The organism is Peredibacter sp. HCB2-198, assembly GCF_045999315.1.
Taxonomy (GTDB): Bacteria; Bdellovibrionota; Bacteriovoracia; order Bacteriovoracales; family Bacteriovoracaceae; genus Peredibacter.
Map to the genome: position 1 here is coordinate 1,314,782 of NZ_CP174607.1, position 15,004 is coordinate 1,329,785.

19 protein-coding genes are annotated in these 15,004 nt (G+C 43.2%); 14 read left to right on the forward strand and 5 right to left on the reverse strand.

Translation table 11 applies throughout. The features are described from left to right. The first annotated feature begins 48 nt into the window (after positions 1-48). A complete protein-coding gene (locus ACJVC5_RS06715) occupies positions 49-942 on the forward strand; it encodes a hypothetical protein (RefSeq protein WP_408098597.1) in 894 nt (297 codons plus the stop codon). 70 nt (positions 943-1,012) lie between these two features. Here the strand turns inward: ACJVC5_RS06715 and ACJVC5_RS06720 are convergent, their stop codons facing one another. Next, entirely contained in the window at positions 1,013-1,339 is a 327-nt protein-coding gene (locus ACJVC5_RS06720; RefSeq protein WP_408098598.1) for a hypothetical protein, read from the reverse strand. Between the two features lie 120 nt (positions 1,340-1,459). Between ACJVC5_RS06720 and ACJVC5_RS06725 the strand changes: the two genes are divergently transcribed. After that, complete coding sequence (locus tag ACJVC5_RS06725) at positions 1,460-2,290, forward strand: hypothetical protein (protein ID WP_408098599.1); 831 nt, start codon at positions 1,460-1,462, stop codon at positions 2,288-2,290. On the opposite strand, the gene ACJVC5_RS06730 is transcribed toward ACJVC5_RS06725, so the two are convergent. The 3 genes from ACJVC5_RS06730 to ACJVC5_RS06740 are packed head-to-tail and all read right to left on the reverse strand — an operon-like array spanning position 2,287 to position 5,148. Next, entirely contained in the window at positions 2,287-3,780 is a 1,494-nt protein-coding gene (locus tag ACJVC5_RS06730) for a hypothetical protein (protein ID WP_408098600.1), read from the reverse strand. The two genes, ACJVC5_RS06725 and ACJVC5_RS06730, sit on opposite strands and share 4 nt — an antisense overlap. A 2-nt stretch (positions 3,781-3,782) precedes the next feature. Continuing rightward, on the reverse strand, positions 3,783-4,157 hold the full coding sequence (locus tag ACJVC5_RS06735) for a hypothetical protein (RefSeq protein ID WP_408098601.1): 375 nt from the start codon (positions 4,155-4,157) through the stop codon (positions 3,783-3,785). Positions 4,158-4,188: 31 nt separating this feature from the next. Further along, a complete protein-coding gene (locus tag ACJVC5_RS06740) occupies positions 4,189-5,148 on the reverse strand; it encodes an amino acid--tRNA ligase-related protein (RefSeq protein WP_408098602.1) in 960 nt (319 codons plus the stop codon). On the opposite strand from ACJVC5_RS06740, the gene ACJVC5_RS06745 reads away from it, so the two are divergent. The 12 genes from ACJVC5_RS06745 to ACJVC5_RS06800 all read left to right on the forward strand — a co-directional run bounded on the left by ACJVC5_RS06745 (position 5,147) and on the right by ACJVC5_RS06800 (position 14,612). Beyond that, the gene (locus tag ACJVC5_RS06745) at positions 5,147-5,737 is read left to right on the forward strand and encodes an NUDIX hydrolase (protein ID WP_408098603.1); all 591 of its coding nucleotides are present in this window, start codon (positions 5,147-5,149) and stop codon (positions 5,735-5,737) included. The genes ACJVC5_RS06740 and ACJVC5_RS06745 overlap by 2 nt on opposite strands. Positions 5,738-5,765: 28 nt before the next feature. Then, on the forward strand, positions 5,766-6,884 hold the full coding sequence (gene ftsY, locus ACJVC5_RS06750) for a signal recognition particle-docking protein FtsY (protein WP_408098604.1): 1,119 nt from the start codon (positions 5,766-5,768) through the stop codon (positions 6,882-6,884). Positions 6,885-6,955: 71 nt separating this feature from the next. After that, a complete protein-coding gene (gene zapA / locus ACJVC5_RS06755; RefSeq protein ID WP_321396580.1) occupies positions 6,956-7,246 on the forward strand; it encodes a cell division protein ZapA in 291 nt (96 codons plus the stop codon). After that, on the forward strand, positions 7,246-7,794 hold the full coding sequence (locus ACJVC5_RS06760) for a 5-formyltetrahydrofolate cyclo-ligase (protein WP_408098605.1): 549 nt from the start codon (positions 7,246-7,248) through the stop codon (positions 7,792-7,794). The genes zapA and ACJVC5_RS06760 overlap by 1 nt, the downstream gene beginning before the upstream one ends. Positions 7,795-7,802: 8 nt before the next feature. Beyond that, entirely contained in the window at positions 7,803-9,356 is a 1,554-nt protein-coding gene (gene rny, locus ACJVC5_RS06765) for a ribonuclease Y (protein ID WP_408098606.1), read from the forward strand. A 22-nt stretch (positions 9,357-9,378) separates the two neighbouring features. Then, positions 9,379-10,059 (forward strand): SDR family oxidoreductase, encoded by a 681-nt coding sequence (locus tag ACJVC5_RS06770; protein ID WP_408098607.1) that lies wholly within the window; start codon positions 9,379-9,381, stop codon positions 10,057-10,059. Then, entirely contained in the window at positions 10,056-10,481 is a 426-nt protein-coding gene (locus ACJVC5_RS06775) for a hypothetical protein (RefSeq protein WP_408098608.1), read from the forward strand. Before ACJVC5_RS06770 ends, ACJVC5_RS06775 begins: the two co-directional genes overlap by 4 nt. Then, positions 10,478-10,906 carry an NUDIX hydrolase gene (locus tag ACJVC5_RS06780; RefSeq protein WP_408098609.1) on the forward strand — a complete coding sequence of 143 codons (429 nt, stop codon included), beginning with the start codon at positions 10,478-10,480 and terminating at the stop codon, positions 10,904-10,906. The genes ACJVC5_RS06775 and ACJVC5_RS06780 overlap by 4 nt, the downstream gene beginning before the upstream one ends. Continuing rightward, positions 10,899-11,675 carry a hypothetical protein gene (locus ACJVC5_RS06785; protein WP_408098610.1) on the forward strand — a complete coding sequence of 259 codons (777 nt, stop codon included), beginning with the start codon at positions 10,899-10,901 and terminating at the stop codon, positions 11,673-11,675. Before ACJVC5_RS06780 ends, ACJVC5_RS06785 begins: the two co-directional genes overlap by 8 nt. Next, positions 11,672-12,124: a hypothetical protein gene (locus ACJVC5_RS06790; RefSeq protein ID WP_408098611.1), complete on the forward strand. Its 453-nt coding sequence runs from the start codon at positions 11,672-11,674 to the stop codon at positions 12,122-12,124. The genes ACJVC5_RS06785 and ACJVC5_RS06790 overlap by 4 nt, the downstream gene beginning before the upstream one ends. Positions 12,125-12,291: 167 nt before the next feature. After that, a complete protein-coding gene (locus ACJVC5_RS06795) occupies positions 12,292-13,620 on the forward strand; it encodes a hemolysin family protein (RefSeq protein WP_408098612.1) in 1,329 nt (442 codons plus the stop codon). Positions 13,621-13,622: 2 nt separating this feature from the next. Next, a complete protein-coding gene (locus tag ACJVC5_RS06800; RefSeq protein ID WP_408098613.1) occupies positions 13,623-14,612 on the forward strand; it encodes an NAD(P)/FAD-dependent oxidoreductase in 990 nt (329 codons plus the stop codon). Between the two features lie 2 nt (positions 14,613-14,614). On the opposite strand, the gene ACJVC5_RS06805 is transcribed toward ACJVC5_RS06800, so the two are convergent. Beyond that, complete coding sequence (locus tag ACJVC5_RS06805; RefSeq protein ID WP_408098614.1) at positions 14,615-14,932, reverse strand: 2Fe-2S iron-sulfur cluster-binding protein; 318 nt, start codon at positions 14,930-14,932, stop codon at positions 14,615-14,617. Between the last annotated feature and the right edge of the window lie 72 nt (positions 14,933-15,004).

A 15,004-nucleotide genomic window follows, 5' to 3' on the forward strand; every position in this document is an offset into this window, starting at 1 on the left:
AGTTTCACACTAAATGAAGTTTCATGACCCCTGTGCTACTGATAGCGCATGAAAAATTTCATCACCCTCTCTCTCGCCCTATTCTCACTCTCGCTATTTGCCCAAGAGGTCAATGTACGAGTGGTGAATCCCATTAAAAACCAAATTACAGATTTAGGAATTGGATCAAGAGTTCAGCTTGATTTCAAAACCTATCGTGTGCAGAGGCCGGCGATCTTTTTAGGTCGAATGGTGACACAAGATGGGAAGACCCAAGAGTTCTTGTTCTTAGATGAACAGAAAACTCGTATCACGATGATCGATCCACAGAACGTGAGTGGATTTAGAAAGACCACATCTCAAGCGATTATGAGTCCCATTGATCAATTAGGATCAACTTGTACGGCCTATGGAGTTCTTCACTTCTGGGGCCAAATGTATGAAGTAGGTTGGAAAGGTACGCCGGAACTCATGTCCGTGATGGAATCAGATCGTCGTCGCATGCAGCTTTTAGAAGAGACGATTGATATTTATTATCTTCAAAATAAAACTAACATCACGACCCTTATGAAAAACTATGGGAAACGTTTTGGTTTTAATTGTCGTAACAATCCATTCAATAATCCAAGGCAGGCGGCAGATTTTCTATTTCAGAAGACCTCTGAAGGGAAACCAGTCTTAATTGATTTCAATATTGGTTCAGACATGGTGGCCTCAACATACGAAGTCACTGACTTTGAAACACCTGTGAGTCGTGATCCAAGACTTTGGCTTCCACGCAAAGTAGGGCAGAGAACGACTAGCGGTCACGTCATTGTGGCGGCCGGTGCCTTTATTTCCAAAGGTCGCAGAAAACTTTTGGTGCTTGATTCAAATTGGACGGAGCCAAGAGTGTGGGACCTGGATCGATACCTAGGATCGAAGGTCGCGATTAAAGAAATGGGATTTCATACCTGTAACTGACGAGCAGTAGCGAGGAAGCCGACTGTCCGGTGGACAGTCCCGTAGCAGGATGCGGAGGGAAGGTGAAAGTTTAGTGATCTTTCAGCGCGTTTTTTTTCGCGCTTAGCTGCTCTTCAAGATCTCTAATTTCATCAGTAAGTTTAGTGTTCTTCACTTCATGCAACTTATAGTGAAGTATTCCATAGGCCTGCTTGTCTTTTAGGTCTTTGGTGAGAAGCTTTGTTTCCATCTGGGCCAGACCCAGTTCAACTTCTTTGACTTGAGCGGAGAGTTCCTTGAAGCGCAGGTCAATTTGCTGATGAAGATTATTGATGAGAGCGGAAGTTTGCGTTACGACGGCCGTTACGATCACGTCATCTTCAACTTTTCTTTTCTTCCCAAACAATCTTTCAAGCATAGAGCACCTCTAGTCCTATCATAGAGCAAAATGACTTTACGTGCCTCCCAAGGCAAGAATCTCCTAGTAGTTGAGGTCGCTTTTTGACTTATAATAAATGAAAATTTAAGGAGTTATCCGGTGAAAAAGCTGACAATCGTACTTGGTCTTTTACTTGCGTTCAATGTTCTCGCTCAAGAGGTCGTAAGCGAACCAGGTTGGAAGGCATCGCTGCGAAGTTTTGTCACACGCATTGTCGGAGAAGAGTGGGGAAATAAACTTTTAGGTGAGGCCCCTAAGGCAGAAGCTCCTGAAGTTGTCATGCCTACCATTCCTCAACAAGTGAAGAAGGCCACTGATGTTGAGAGCTACACTAAGAAGTTAAAAGATCCGACTGAGTATGATCGCCTTCCACCTGAAAGAAAAAAACAATACGATTACAAATTTGTCGAAGAACTTTTTCAGGTCACTCGTAAGTCTGAGCCGAAGGACGAAGATCTTTCGAGCTGGCTTAACATTCTAGATCAAGGTGGATCCCGTGAAGGTGTTTATCAGGCCTTAGTACTTGATGAAGTTTACAATGGTCTGGAAAGTATCGAAGAAAAACCAACGTCAAAGCTTTTAAATTTCTGCCTGATGTTTAGTCAGAAATTTTTGAATCAAACTTTTAAAACTGAGTCTCTGAACCAGCTGAATCTTTACTCATTAAAGCGCATTTTCACAGAGAAGGGCATTGATCTGATGGAATATTATGAGTCGAGAGACTTGGATTCCCTTTATCGTTGGTATGCTTTGTTTTCTGCTGAACTCGCAAAGGACTATGGTCCATTTCTAAAAACGGATCTGAGAAAAGAAACATCGGCGAAATATCATTATGAGTGGGCGAAAAGTATGCCCATTCAGCACATTAAGTCTGAGTTCATTATCAAACTTCATACTGTGATGAACGGGCTTCAGTTATTGAATGATTAAAGTTTGAAATCGCGGCAAGGATTGTTCTTAGCGCTCATATTTTGACGATAGAGTTCGCTGTAAACTTTCTTGGCCTCTTTCGTAACACGGTCAGCGAGCTTATAGGTTTGTTCAATTTGCTCTCCGGTATAGGTCTTGTTGAATGATTCTTTTCGTGACTTATATTCGGCCGCAAATTTACTAACTAGTTCTTGCTGAATTTGTTTCTTCCTCTGGATGTCACGAATTCGTTTTTCAGCAGATGCGACCATCGCTTTCAAACTGGTTTCGTTGTTGAGATTTCTTGAACGCGGAGAGTTTAATTCCACCAGATACTTCTGTTCACTCTCTAATGAGTAATCGTAATTTGCATTGAGAATAGCAGTACCAGATTCACTACCAAACAGATTGGCATCCTGAGCATAACGAGTTGCGAGTTCCGATTTGATGGACTGTTCGACCTTCGCTACATTGAGTAGTCCTGCTTCATAGCCTTTTTGAAACTGACGATACTCCGCCAGGGCGGCACGAAGACTTGAAGTTGAAATTCCACCCATATTTGGAAATTTCGAATTTACTTTCTCGAGATCTTTTAAAAACGTATTGGCCTCTTCAAACTTATTGTCGATTTCGCAGATGCGAGCATTTAGTTCTTCCGACGTCTTACCATACTGACGGGTGAAATGGTTTTTGATGTCTTGGTTATAGAGGAGCTGTGGAAGAATCATTTCATAAAGATACTTGCTGGCAATTTGTCCTGCTTCCGTTGAGATCATTGGGTATTCAGGTTCTTTTGTTCCGTCTTTGGCATTGATATAGAGATCTTCCAGGTTTCGACCTTCTTTCAAATTACTGAGCATTGATTCAGAGAAGGTCTTGCTAAAAGAGATTGGACCACTGTTATAACTGGCGTGATCGGTTCCTGAGCTTGAAACCACGCAGGTCTTAGGGCCCGCAAGTTTTACCGTATTTCCTGAGTAACAACTCATATCCAGGATGGCGAGTTTTACTCCTTTCTGTTCTGCTAGTTTTACCACTTCTTCCAGACGATCGAGTGAAGTCATCGGTGCACCTTTAAGGTCGTCCAGGTTCTGGGCCGTACCACCCGCGAAAGCGATCTCGTGAGATTTTTGGTCGCCTCGGTGTTGAGCTCCGTGAGACTCAATCACCACCATTAATTTATCTCCAGATTTTAAAGTACCGTTATTCATCTTAGTGAGCATATCGTTCAACATTTGATCATAACTTTCTTGCTTGAATGAACCTAGGTTCTTCGAACCGCTAAACCCATTGCGAACAATGGATTCAGTTTTAGAGTGTCCGCCGTTCACACTGACCGTTGTTTTCCAGTTAGAGTTACTGGAAAATTTTCCAAGAGTTTTAACGTTCCTATCGAAGATCGTGTCGTCCCCAGCAGGTTCACCACCTGCACCCATGACATAGAGATGTTTTTCCTCGGCCAGGGCCAGAGGTGAAATCAGGAGAGAGAAGTAGATAATGAATTGTTTCATGATTATTTCTCGCAATCTTTTTTAGATTTAAATTCAATGTATGAATCTGTTTTAGGATTTAAAGGATCTGGCATGCGCATTTGGATTTGAGTGATCTTTTTAATCACACCCTTCGTGCCATCCATCGGTTTATAAATGGTGGCGATGAAGGCAGTGGGTTTATCCAAATAGGCGGCAAGAGTAGAGCGCTCTTCATCAGCAATAGAAAAACTCATCTGCGAATTGGTGCGCTCTTTAACAAGATAAACTAAGTCTTTGTTGGCATTCTTCACCAGCCTGCCGGCAAAGTAATATTCACCACAACCTTTGAATTCACCGAAGGCCATGGCGGACAGAGAAAACGAAGAAAATAGGATTAAAATTAATAGTTTATTCATCTCCGATCTTATCGGAGTTTTTTATTTAGAATTAAGCGTAGAAGGGATTTTCTATTTCAAACAAAGCGTGGAGCAGTCGCTCGACTCCCAGGGCGATTCCAGCCGAAGGAGGTAGTCCTTTCCTCATGGTCGCATAGAATTGCAGGGGTTTAGGCAGTTCATAACCGTAGAGTTGCTTCTTAAGAAGGTTTTGTTCAGAGAAACGTCTTTCTTGCTCGGTACTGTCGGTTAATTCGTTAAAACAGTTACATAGCTCGATGGCGTTTATATACACCTCAAATCTTTCGCAAACCCTTGGATCACTCGCCTTAAGAGTTGAAAGAGCACTTAAAGGGGCCGGAAATTCTGTGATCATCAATAGAGGGTACTTAGTCAGCACAGGCTCGATTCGGTTTAGATACAGAAGGAAGAAGTAATCATCCCATTGTAGTTCTGCTTGAGGTACTGGCACATCTGGGAATTGTTTTAACAGTTCTTTGATCGAAGGCACGTCCAAGTAATTCAGAATATCAATTCCAAGTTCTTCCTGGAAAAGCTCCTGCATGGTTTTTTTCACCAGCACTTGTCCTTGCATTTCTTTACGAAGCGGAAGCTTCTTTTTCACACCTTCTTTCATGGCAAACTGAATGAGACCTTCCACATCTCGCATGATGCTTTCGTAGCGTTCATGTTTGCGATACCACTCGAGCATCAAAAATTGTGGACGATGAATCGGCGATTCCGGCTCATCACGAAAGCAATAAGACAACGAAAAAATTTTATCGAATCCTTCATCACTGGCCAAAAGTTCCTTCATGCAAAATTCTGGCGATGTGTGAAGATAAAGGGGCTTATTTTTCTTCTGTTGTACGGAATGAAGTTGGAACGGGTGGATATGCACTTCCATTCCAGGATTTTCCACGGCCGGGGGAGTTAAGACGTCCAAGAAACCTTGCCCCTGGAAATAGTTCCGTATAATCTGGATGAGTTCAAACTGGTAACGACGACGCATGGATTTTCACCGTATAAAACAAATTGTTCAGACTGAGCATACCCTCCAGGATAATGAGTGGAAAGGGGCCGTGGTCTTTTTGTGTAATGAAGAACATGTGTTCTTTATTAAGCGTTCGGACAAGATGCCAACTCATGGTGGGCAGATGGCCTTTGTTGGCGGTCACAAGAAAGATGGAGAAGATCCATGGGAAGTGGCCCAGCGAGAGTTTGAAGAGGAAACCAGTCTTGCTCGCGAGAGTTTGGATTTTCTAGGTTTCTTGCCAATCGTTATGACGGCGCGGATGCAACCAATTGTTCCCGTGATGTGTCTTCTAAAAACTCCTACCCAAGATTTTCTTCGTGATGTGAAATCCAATGGCGAATGGGTCGATATGGTGGCCTATCCTTGGAAAGAACTGATTCAAGAAGATAGCTGGCAGTTTGCTTGGCGCAATGGTTACGCTAAATTCCCGGTTTTATTTCATCCCATGAGAAGAGGCAGTTTCATCCCTTACTCACAGGACTATCATACCCATTTATTGTGGGGAGCGACGGCCTCCATGGTTTGGGATTTCTTACGGCTTTACTATAAGTCCTCTGACGGTTAATACTAGCGTGCATTAAAAGGAAGCTTTCATGGATTTGCAGAGTCTCGTGTTGGAAAATATTGAAGTCTACGTTAGTGGTTTTATCGTTCTAGGTGGAGCTCTTTTTTATTATCTCTATCGCTTAAAACAAGCGGAGAAAAAACTCGAAGATAAAGTCGAGCAAATCGAAGAAAAAATTGAGCAGAAGATCGAAGAAGTCAAAGCTCCGGTCGAAGTTCCAAAAATCTCATGGACCCAACGTCTTTCCATTGGTCTTGAAAAATCTCGCTCCGAAGTTTGGGGAAAAATCGGACAATTATTTTCTGGTGCTACTCCTCACTTAGATGAGATCGAAGAAGTTCTTTATACTGCCGACATCCCAACGGGCATGGTTCAACAGCTTTTAGAAAAACTTGAAAAAGATGGCAAAGGCAAAGAGGCCAACGATATTCAGAAACTGGTTTATGGTTTCATGAAAGAGAAGATGGAACCGGTTCAGCATAACATTCATAAAGATGTTTTTAATTTCCATGCGAATGAAAAGAAGACTCGCGTTTTCATGATCGTGGGTGTGAACGGTGCCGGTAAAACAACAACCATTGGTAAGCTTGCGACAAAGTTAAAATCTCAGGGTGCGAAAGTCATCGTGGGTGCTTGTGATACTTTCCGTGCGGCGGCCGTGGATCAACTTCAGGTGTGGTGTGACCGCGCCGGCGTGGACATGGTTCGCGCAAAAGATGGTGCGGATCCAAGTGGCGTGGCTTATGACACAGTTGCTAAGGCTTTCAGCGAAGGCTACGATTATTGCTTAATCGACACGGCCGGACGTCTTCATACCAACCAAAACCTAATGGACGAGCTCGCTAAAACCAAGCGCGTGATGGCGAAAATTAACCCGGAAGCCCCTCAGGAAGTTCTCCTGGTTTTGGACGCCATTACCGGACAAAACGCCTTGAAACAGGCCCAGGAATTTCATAAAGCTCTTCAACTTACTGGAATTATATTCACAAAATGCGATGGCTCAGCGAAAGCAGGGAGCGCGGTCGGAATTGTGGACCAACTTCGCGTGCCGATTACCTACATTGGTGTGGGCGAATCGGTGGATGATTTGCACCTCTTTGACCTGGATTTGTACCTCAAAACTTTAGTTGGCCTAGAGTCACCTTAAGCTACTGAAATGACAAGAATTGCCCGTCCGTCTTCATTGACTTTTATCCGGGTGTGGCCTACCTTATTTCTATGACCGAAAGTCAGGAAAAAGAGTTTAATGTTTTAGGTTGCAAGGTAAAGCTGCGACCTGATCAGAACGATAGTCACAACGCAAAGGCAGTGATCGATCTTGTTATGTCTGAAATTCAGGACCTCAAGATGAAGCGACCTTTGCTTAAAGATACTGATGTCGCCGTTTTAGTTGCACTAAAAATTGCGACCGAGAAATTGCAGCTGGAAGATGAATACAAATCAAACATCTTAAAGTTAGAGAATTCTTTGGAATCAGTACTTGAACTTGTGAGCGTTGAAGCGAATTAATGAATAAAGAAAGTCTACGAGCTGAATTGCTATTAAGACTCACTTCTTTACCCAATGATTCCATTCAATCGTTAAGTTTCTCGCTTACTAATCAGCTCATCAAACTTTTTCACTTTATCCCTGAACTACAAGGTCAAGTTGGCGCTGGCTATTTGCCACTCAAGGCGGAGATTGCTCCGGTTTATCAAGAATTGTTTAGAGCAGTTCCTTTAAGCCTCGCGTATCCGGTTTTAGTACAAGGTCAGATGTACTTCGCGCTTCCGCAGGGTATGCCGAAGGGGTCAACCTGGTTGGAGCCACCGTACCACATGGTTGAACCGGAGTGGTTACTGGTCCCTGGTGTCGGGTTTGATAATAACGGCGCACGTCTGGGAAGAGGGAAGGGATTTTATGATCGCTACCTTGAAGGCAAAGATGTTTTGAAAATTGGTCTCGCATGGAGCGAGCAGATAGTAGACAAAATTCCAGTGGAAGCACATGACAGCCACATGGACTATATAATAACGGAAGAATTTTGTTGGGACGTAAACCAACAGAAAAGATTTTAAGGAGAAATATGAATCCAATCGTGATGGCCGTTGTGGGCGTGATCGTTGGTGCAATCGTGGCTTACCTTGCGGTATCTATGAAAAATGCAGCAGCTCAGAAGTCCAAAGAAGGCGCAGCTCAGGATATTCTGAAAAAGGCCCAGGCAGACGCAGAAGATGTTAAGAAAAAGGCCGAAGATAGAGCGAAACAAATTGTTCGTGATGAAAGAAACCGTCTTGAAGAAGAAATGGAAAAAAAGAAAAAGCACCTTTCTGATTTCGAGCGCGGTCTGACTAAGAAAGAAGTAGCTCTTGAGCAGAAGACTGAACAAATTCAGAAAGACACTGAGCGTGTTAAAGCAAAAGAAACTGAAATCGAAACTCGCGTTCAGAAACTTGATGCTGAAATCAAGAAGAACATTGAAATTCAAGACGACCTTGCGAATAAACTTACTCAAGTTGCGGGTCTTACAAAAGAACAGGCCAAGAACGAACTCATCGCTCAAGTGGAAGAAGAAGCTCGTCTTGATGCTGCAAAAAAAGTTAAGCGTATTGAAGAAGAGGCCAACGAGGAAGCTGAAAAGAGATCGAAGCGTATTGTTGGTATTGCTATCCAGCGTTTCGCTGGTGAATATGTTGCTGAACAAACAATCTCATCAGTTGAAATCGCTGATGACGGTGTGAAAGGTCGTCTCATCGGTCGTGAAGGTCGTAACATCCGTGCTTTCGAGCAGATTTGTGGTGTGGATCTGATCATTGATGATACTCCTGGTGTTGTAACGATTTCTTCATTCAACGTTGTTCGTAAAGAAATCTCTCGTATGACAATTGAGCGCCTAATCGCTGATGGTCGTATTCACCCTGCTAAAATTGAAGAGTTCTACGAAAAATGTAAGCACGAGTTTGAATCTCGTCTTCGTGAACTTGGTGAGAAAGCTCAGATGGAAATCGGTGTTCACGGTATCCACCCTGAAATCTTGAAACTCATTGGTGCCCTTAACTGGCGTACTTCTTATACTCAAAACCAATATCAGCACGCTCTCGAAACAGCGTTCCTTGCTGGTAACATGGCAGCCGAACTTGGCCTAAACGTTAAACAAGCTCGTCGTGCTGGTCTTATGCACGATATTGGTAAAGTACTTGATGCTTCGGCGGAAGGTTCTCACGCTGTTATCGGTGCTGACTTCGCTAAAAAATACGGAGAGTCTCCGGATATCGTTCACGCGATCCGCGCTCACCACGATGATGAAAAACCAGAGTCAGTTCTTGCTCATCTGGTTGCTGCGGGTGACGCCCTTTCGGGTGCTCGTCCAGGTGCTCGTAAGGCCCTTAAAGAGTCTTATGTATCTCGTCTTTCTGATATTGAAAAAATTGTTAACGGTTTCGAAGGTGTTCAACGTTCATACGCCATCTCTGCTGGTCGTGAAATCCGCGTAATGGTTGAGAACGAGAAAGTATCTGACGAACAAACAATTATGCTTTCACGTGATATCGCTCGTAAGATTGAGCAGGAGATGTCATATCCTGGTACAATCAAGGTCTCTGTAATTAGAGAAACAAGAGCAGTTGGAATCGCGAAGTAATTAAAGAACGGAGGAGGAAATTATGGAAAAGTGTGCGATTGTCACTGGTTCCTCCTCCGGTCTTGGTCTTGAAATCACAAAATCCCTTCTATTCGCAGGCTATACAGTGTTCGGTGGTTCCCGTTCAGGAACCGAAATCGAACATGATAATTTCTATGATGTTGAACTCGACATTACTTCCGAAGAATCAGTAGAAGAATTTTACGAAACTGTTCGTGAGTTTACTGATGTTATCCATCTTGTGGTTAATAACGCCGGTATGTGTGAGATGAGTTCAGTGGCGGAAATGGACACTGAGGCCTTTGAATTGCATTTAGCAACCAACACTGTTGGACCGTTCTTACTTTTCAAGCATCTTGAGTCTTTTATTGTTAAAGAAGAAACTCATATCATCTCTATTCTTTCCACCGCCGCTCATTATGGTTATCCGAATGTGGCCGGCTACAATGCTTCGAAGTTTGGTCAGCTTGGTCTTATCCAAAGCTTAAAGAAAGAGTGGAAAGATCATAAGGTTCGTTTCACAAATCTTTTCCCTGGAGCGATTGATACTCCACTTTGGGACAAGATGGGAACGAAGTTTGGGCGTGAGAAAATGTTGAAAACTTCAGATTTTATGTCTGTATTTAACTATCTTCTTCACGCGCCACCGAGTATTCAATTTCCTGAGATCACATTTCTCCATCGTGAAGGATATCTGGAATGAAGTTTCAAACCTTCCTCATTCCACGTCGTAAGATCATCGAACTTTGTTTATTGCCTTTGTTTTTACTCGTGATTTATTTTATCTGGTCAAGCTTCGAGGTCATGAGTCTATTTGCCTTCGGTTACGTCTGGAATTGGGCCGCTTCAAATGACTTAACGGCCTTGTTTGAAAATAAACGCTACCGCATGTCGATGCTTAAAATGGTGGTGAATCTCCAGAACCTCATTTTGAAACCATTTGGTTGGGCACCAGAGCTTGTGAAGAGAGTCGTTAGAGTTCTCCCTGCCGGGATCTTTTGGAGTTTGGTCATTTACTTCAATGAGAGTCATATGCCTTGGTGGGCGACCTTCCTAGGAAGTTTTGTTTTTGAACTTCTTCAACTAGAAATTTCACTCTTTAAAAAGCACAAGGAAAGTCTGTGAAGCTTCTTCCTGTTGCTCTTGCAATTTTCTACCGCCAACTTCCTGGAAATGTTTTAGAGGTATGGACCCAAGTGCGTGAAGACGATGGACCTTATCATGGTCTATTGGAGTTTCCGGGTGGAAAGATTGAGCCGGGTGAAGAACCGGTCATGGGAGCAGTGAGAGAAGTCCAAGAAGAAGTGGGAATCGACGTTGATTCTAGGTCTGGACGGTTCATGGGGATCTACACCAATCCGCTTTCTAATAAGACAATTTTATTATATGTATTTCTATTTCCAGATCAACCAAGCCTTATCGGAAAAGGGCAATGGTTAAAGGTCGAGAATCCTGATCTCAGCCGTCCTTTTACGGGCCAGATCCCAAGTCCGAATCACCAGATCATTGATGATCTCTATCGTGCGCTATATGATAGGGCCCATGAATAGCATTACCCAGATCATCACGCATTTTTTCCTTTTTTCATTGGCCTTTGGAACTCAGCTCTTTGCCCCAGTTGTAAGCACAAAACTTACGGGTGTGGGGTTCTACAAACTAGGAACTTCGATTGTTCTGGCTAGTTTGGTTTTGGCCCTGGGAGTGGATTTTTTCATGGCCCCGGCACTGACGAGTGTTGAGTGGTGGTGCTACGGAATTTTAATTGTTAGTAACGTTATTACTTCAATCTTTCATAAAGATCAGAAAGATTGGTTCATGTGGGCCCTGTATGTCCTGCAGATCATCACTTTCTGTGTGCTCGCGTTCCACGTGTTCACTTTTGATCCGATTTGGATCATGTTCTTCTTTATGTCGATGGCGCTCTTGGGAATTAGTAACTTTTCAATGCTTCTGGGCCACTATTATCTGGTTGTACCGAAGCTCTCAGAAGAGCCACTTATCTATTGTTTATTTATATTCTGGATGGCCTTTTTCCTGAAGATTATCTCGTCACTGGCGGTGGTCTTCTCAATTGGCGCTCCTTATCTCGCTGAAGGTAGTATTGTTGGCGACGGTTATATGTACAACTGGCTATTTGTATCTATGCGATACCTCTGGGGTTTCGTAGCACCAGTCATTCTCAGTTTTTTTACTTTCAAACTTTGTAAACTTCGTTCCATTCAGAGTGCTACCGGTGTGCTTTACATCGTGGAGTTTTTTGTTATTGTGGGCGAATTAATATCAGTCTATCTCATGGCAAAACACGGTTTACCTCTATGATGGAAGTTCAGATCACTTGTAAAGAATGCGGCTCTAGCGTTGAAGTTGTGCCTGATCATAATGCTCACAAAGTTGAGTGTGGTGTTTGTAAGCACGTGGCGGATGTGCATTTTACTCACGAGCATGAAGAGGGAGCTCTAAAAGAGTGTCCGGTCTGTTCTCGCCAGGACTTTTATAAGCAGAAAGATTTCAATCGTAAGATTGGTGTTTTATTGTTCGTGATCGCGGCCATTCTCTCAATCTGGACGTACGGTTTGAGTTTGGTGGCGCTTTATCTTGTGGACCTTTTCTTGTTCCGTAAACTTGCAATGGTGGCCATTTGCTATAAATGCCAGACCAATTTCCGCAGAGTAAAGAACATGGCCGACATCCGTGATTTCGATCATGAAATGAATGACCGGATTGTTTATGCGGATCATGACTTTAAGGGCAAGCCTCTATCCCATTAAAACCATATGGTTAAACAAAATAAATTTGATGCCTTTGCAGTTTTTGGGGCCAGTGTGCTATAATACTTCTGCTATTTCATTAACTTAACAGGAGTTAGTTCCCATCGAACCCCCGGCTGAACGTTCTTATATTTTTTCTCTAACCACAAAATCCCAATTTTAATTTTATGAGTACCGATCAAGAGATCTTAGTTCTTGTTGTTTCTCTTCTATTATCTGCTTTTTTCTCGGGCTCTGAGGCCGCCTTACTGTCACTGCCTCACGAGAAGGCGAAGCAAATCGCTGAAGAGCATGGTCTGGATTCATGGGCCATGAAGCGTTGGCTGCAGATGCCCAATGACATACTTACGACCATTCTAGTTGGAAACAATTTCGTAAATATTTTAATCGCCGCTCTTTCAGCAAATATTGCGGAGAGATTTTTTTCAAACGATGCTCTCGCCATCAGCGTGGGTGTAACGACGATGATGATTTTGTTATTCGGTGAAATTGCTCCGAAGACAGTTGGACGTGGCCATTCAGAGAAGTTTGCTGCCACGGCCGTCTTGCTTCTCATCGGCTTCTACTACCTGATGTATCCGGTGGTAAAAACTTTCACGAAAATCATTCAATTGGTTCTCGGGAAGAACGCCAACGTCAGAAGTCGTGCGGTCACAAAAGATGATATTGAAGTCATGGTTGAGATGGCGGAAGAGACCCGCACTATGGACTCAAAACAAATTGATCTCCTGAACTCAATCCTTGAGTTCCCTTCTATCAAAGTAAAAGACATCATGGTTCCTCGTACTTCAATTGAGGCGATCAAAAAAGATTCAGGCTTTGTTGATGTTATTAAGATGGTACGTGAAGTGGCCCATAGTCGTTACCCGGTTTACGATGAAGATCTGGATGATGTTCTAGGATTTCTTCACGTAAAAGATCTGGCCTTTATGGGACCGGATGAACAGAAAAATTTCGATATTACAAAGTATGTGAAGCCTCCTTTCTTCGTGTATGAACACATGAAGATTCAGGCGGTGTTCGATCACATGAACCGTAAGAAAGTTCACCTTGCCCTGGTTAAAGATGAAAACGGTATTGTAGTAGGAATGCTGACTCTTGAAGACATCATGGAAGAAATCTTTGGTGAAATTCAGGATGAGCACGATGATGAAGAAGATCTGATTCCTGGAGTGGAGAGTGCGGAAGGGGTTCTGGTTCCTTCGACAATTTCTCTCCGTGATCTTTATAACGAATACGATATTGAAATTCCGCTTAACGATAACTACTCAACGCTTAATGGCTTCTTGATGGAGCAGCTTGGTAATAGCTTTCCGAAGAAGGGCCACCTTATTATTTGGGACGGCTATTCATTCGAGTTAGTGCGCGTAAAGAGTTCTGAAATTAAAGAGGTTAAGATCAAGTCGACAACTGGCCAGCACCTTCGTGAGCCAGACAAGAAAGAATCTAAAGAAGCCTCTGACAATGACCACCACAAGGCCATTGGAGCTAAGTAATCATGGATCAAAAAATTTATCCTGTTTGTGTTATCGGCGGAGGCTCCGCCGGTACCATGGCAGTTCTTCGTACCATTTTAAATAACGATGAATGTCTGTTCTTCCCCGGTTCTCCCAAGGACAAGAAGCGCTCTCGTGCTCTGTGGGTGAGAAAGATTGAAAACATGCCGGCCCATTTTCAATACAAGCGTGGGATTGAAGAGCCGAATGCTGAAACCATCAAGTGGATCCAGGAATCTCCTTTTAAAGACAATCTTCACATTCATAAGAATATTGGTGTTACGAATGTCGTAAAGAAGGGTGATATTTTCGAGATCACTGATTCTAAAAACCAGGTCCATCTCGCTGAATACATCATTCTTTGTACCGGAGTGATGGACGTTCAACCTGAGATTCAAGGTTCCATTGAAACTGTTTTTGATTACGCCAATGCTCAGACCATTGATTACTGTTTAATCTGTGACGGACATCATGTGTTTCAAAAACGTGCTTCTGTGATTGGACATGGTAATAGTGCTGCTTGGGTGGCGATCATGCTTTATGAACGTTATCAACCAGATAACTTTGCTATTCTTACCAATGGTAAGAAACCAGAGTTCCAGGACGATACCAAGAAGCTCATTGAGATGTACGGAATTAAAGTTCATGAAGAAGTCATTACAGATGTGATCGGCCAAGAGAGGGGAAAGATCCTTGAAGGCTTCACTCTTTCTGATGGTTCAAAGTTTGAAACGGACATCTGCTTTGTGGCGATGGGGATGATTGTTTATAACGAAATCGCCAAGCAATTGGGAGCGGATCTGGATGAGCGTGGTTTTGTAAAAGCAGAGGAATCGGGCCTGACTTCGGTTCCTGGTCTGTATGTGGCCGGAGACTTAAAGGCCAATACCAAGAAACAGATTTATACCGCTTGGGATAATGCTGTGAACGCGGCCAATGCTATTAACATGAAAATTCGTGCGAAAAAGCGTCAACAATTCAAAAGAGATTAAGATTATTTTATTGGCAGGATCGAGACGTCACCTATGACCTTGGCCCGGCAGGAGAGTCGGATTTCTTTATTCTTAATGAAATCCTCTCCACGTTGCTCTCGAAACTCATCCTTTAAGGCATCAATGGTGTTCTGTTCAATGACTCCAGGGGGTTGCAAATGCTCTTTGCCGGTAGTGACTTCCACTCGACAGGCCCCACAGGACCCTGACAGGCATCCATGAGGTAGGACCTCACCACGCTCGTATAAAGCATCGTAAAGAATCTCTCCTTCATTCACCTCAAATGTCTTCGCTGTGTCTGTAATTGACACCCTGGGCATAAGATTCTTCCTTGTCAAAACCTTAAGGGTTTAAGAAACTCGTCGCAATAAAATCTAGTCTAACCTAAGTCA